This is a genomic window from Streptococcus cristatus, assembly GCF_003943535.1.
Taxonomy (GTDB): domain Bacteria; phylum Bacillota; class Bacilli; order Lactobacillales; family Streptococcaceae; genus Streptococcus; species Streptococcus cristatus_L.
The window spans coordinates 1-2,656 of record NZ_RJPU01000018.1; the positions used below are offsets into that span (position 1 = coordinate 1).

Genomic DNA, 2,656 nt, shown 5'->3' on the forward strand with positions numbered 1-2,656 from the left:
ACTCAAACTTGTGCTTGATGAATCTGAGGCACTGAGTGAAGCACTTAGACTCGTGCTCAAGCTGGTGCTTGATGAATCTGAGGCGCTGAGTGAAGCACTGAGGCTCGTACTCAAGCTGGTACTTGATGAATCTGAAGCGCTAATTGAGGCACTGAGGCTCGTACTCAAACTTGTGCTTGATGAATCTGAGGCACTGAGTGAAGCACTTAGACTCGTGCTCAAGCTGGTGCTTGATGAATCTGAGGCGCTGAGTGAAGCACTGAGGCTCGTACTCAAGCTGGTACTTGNTGAATCTGAAGCGCTAATTGAGGCACTGAGGCTCGTACTCAAACTTGTGCTTGATGAATCTGAGGCACTGAGTGAAGCACTTAGACTTGTGCTCAAACTTGTACTTGCTGAATCTGAAGCACTAATTGAGGCACTGAGGCTCGTGCTCAAGCTGGTGCTTGATGAATCTGAGGCACTGATCGAAGCACTGAGGCTTGTACTCAAGCTGGTGCTTGTTGAATCTGAAGCGCTAATTGAGGCACTGAGACTAGTACTCAAGCTGGTACTTGATGAATCTGAGGCACTGATTGATGCACTGAGACTTGTGCTCAAGCTGGTGCTGGCTGAATCTGAGGCACTGATTGATGCACTGAGGCTTGTACTCAAGCTGGTGCTGGCTGAATCTGAGGCACTGAGTGAGGCACTTAGACTTGTGCTCAGGCTCGTGCTTGATGAATCTGAGGCACTAATTGAGGCACTGAGGCTTGTACTCAAGCTGGTGCTGGCTGAATCTGAGGCACTGAGTGAGGCACTGAGACTTGTGCTCAGGCTCGTGCTGGCTGAATCTGAGGCACTGAGTGAGGCACTGAGACTTGTGCTCAAGCTGGTGCTGGCTGAATCTGATGCGCTAATTGAGGCACTGAGACTTGTGCTCAAGCTGGTGCTGGCTGAATCTGAGGCGCTAATTGAAGCACTGAGGCTTGTACTCAAGCTGGTGCTGGCTGAATCTGAGGCGCTAATTGAAGCACTGAGGCTGGTACTCAAACTTGTACTTGATGAATCTGAGGCACTAATTGAGGCACTGAGGCTTGTGCTCAAACTTGTACTTGATGAGTCGCTTGCACTAATTGAGGCACTGAGGCTAGTGCTCAAGCTGGTACTTGCTGAATCTGACGCACTAATTGAGGCACTGAGGCTAGTACTCAAACTTGTGCTTGCTGAGACAGACTGGCTGGTGCTCAATGAAGTTGAAGCTGATTCACTTGTTGAAACTGATTGACTCAAGCTCATTGACGCTGAAGCAGACTCGCTTGTTGAAACTGACTGGCTCAAGCTCATTGACGCTGAAGCACTTGCGCTTGTTGAGACTGATTGACTCAGGCTTACTGAGGCTGAAGCACTTGCGCTTGTTGAGACTGATTGGCTGCCACTCAACGAAGCTGAGGCTGATTCACTTGCTGAAACGGATTGGCTCAGGCTCAATGATGCTGAAGCAGACTCGCTTGTTGAAACGGATTGACTCAAGCTTACTGATGCTGAAGCAGACTCGCTTGTTGAAACGGATTGACTCAAGCTTACTGATGCTGAAGTGCTTGTGCTTGCTGAGACTGACTGACTCAGACTTACTGATGCTGAAGCTGATTCACTTGTTGAAACTGACTGGCTTGCGCTCAATGACGCTGAAGCAGACTCGCTTGCTGAGACTGACTGGCTCAGACTTACTGATGCTGAAGCACTGGCACTTACTGAGACAGACTGACTCAAGCTCAATGACGCTGAAGCACTGGCACTTGTTGAAACGGATTGACTCAAGCTTACTGATGCTGAAGCACTTGCGCTTGTTGAGACAGATTGGCTGCCACTCAACGAAGCCGAGGCTGATTCACTTGCTGAAACGGATTGGCTCAGGCTCAATGATGCTGAGGCACTTGCACTTGTTGAAACGGATTGGCTCAAGCTTACTGATGCTGAAGTGCTTGTGCTTGCTGAGATAGACTGGCTCAGGCTCAATGACGCTGAAGCACTGGCACTTACTGAGACAGACTGACTCAAGCTCAATGACGCTGAAGCAGACTCGCTTGCTGAGACTGACTGGCTGGTGCTCAATGACGTTGAAGCTGATTCACTTGTTGAAACTGACTGGCTCAGGCTTACTGATACTGAAGCACTTGTGCTTACTGAGACAGACTGACTTGTGCTCAATGACGCTGAAGCAGACTCGCTTGTTGAAACTGATTGACTCAGGCTCAATGAGGCTGAAGCACTGGCACTTACTGAGACAGACTGGCTCAGGCTTACTGATACTGAAGCACTTGTGCTTACTGAGACAGACTGACTTGTGCTCAGGCTCGTGCTTGTTGAATCTGACGCACTAATTGAGGCACTGAGGCTTGTGCTCAAGCTGGTGCTGGCTGAATCTGAGGCACTGAGTGAGGCACTGAGGCTTGTACTCAAGCTGGTGCTGGCTGAATCTGAGGCACTGAGTGAGGCACTTAGACTTGTGCTCAGGCTCGTGCTTGATGAATCTGAGGCACTAATTGAGGCACTGAGGCTTGTACTCAAGCTGGTGCTGGCTGAATCTGAGGCACTGAGTGAGGCACTGAGACTTGTGCTCAGGCTCGTGCTGGCTGAATCTGAGGCACTGAGTGAGGCACTGAGACTTGTGCTC

At 49.9% G+C, this 2,656-nt stretch carries 3 protein-coding genes; all 3 read left to right on the forward strand.

Translation table 11 applies throughout. The features are described from left to right. The first annotated feature begins 1,229 nt into the window (after positions 1 to 1,229). Positions 1,230 to 1,982, forward strand: coding sequence for a hypothetical protein (locus tag D8790_RS10575; RefSeq protein WP_185761945.1), 753 nt, complete (start codon positions 1,230 to 1,232; stop codon positions 1,980 to 1,982). Between the two features lie 15 nt (positions 1,983 to 1,997). Beyond that, the gene (locus D8790_RS10580; protein WP_185761946.1) at positions 1,998 to 2,363 is read left to right on the forward strand and encodes a hypothetical protein; all 366 of its coding nucleotides are present in this window, start codon (positions 1,998 to 2,000) and stop codon (positions 2,361 to 2,363) included. After that, the coding region (locus D8790_RS10585) for a hypothetical protein (RefSeq protein ID WP_221765904.1) at positions 2,339 to 2,656 on the forward strand (318 nt) is incomplete at its 3' end. The genes D8790_RS10580 and D8790_RS10585, both read left to right, overlap by 25 nt.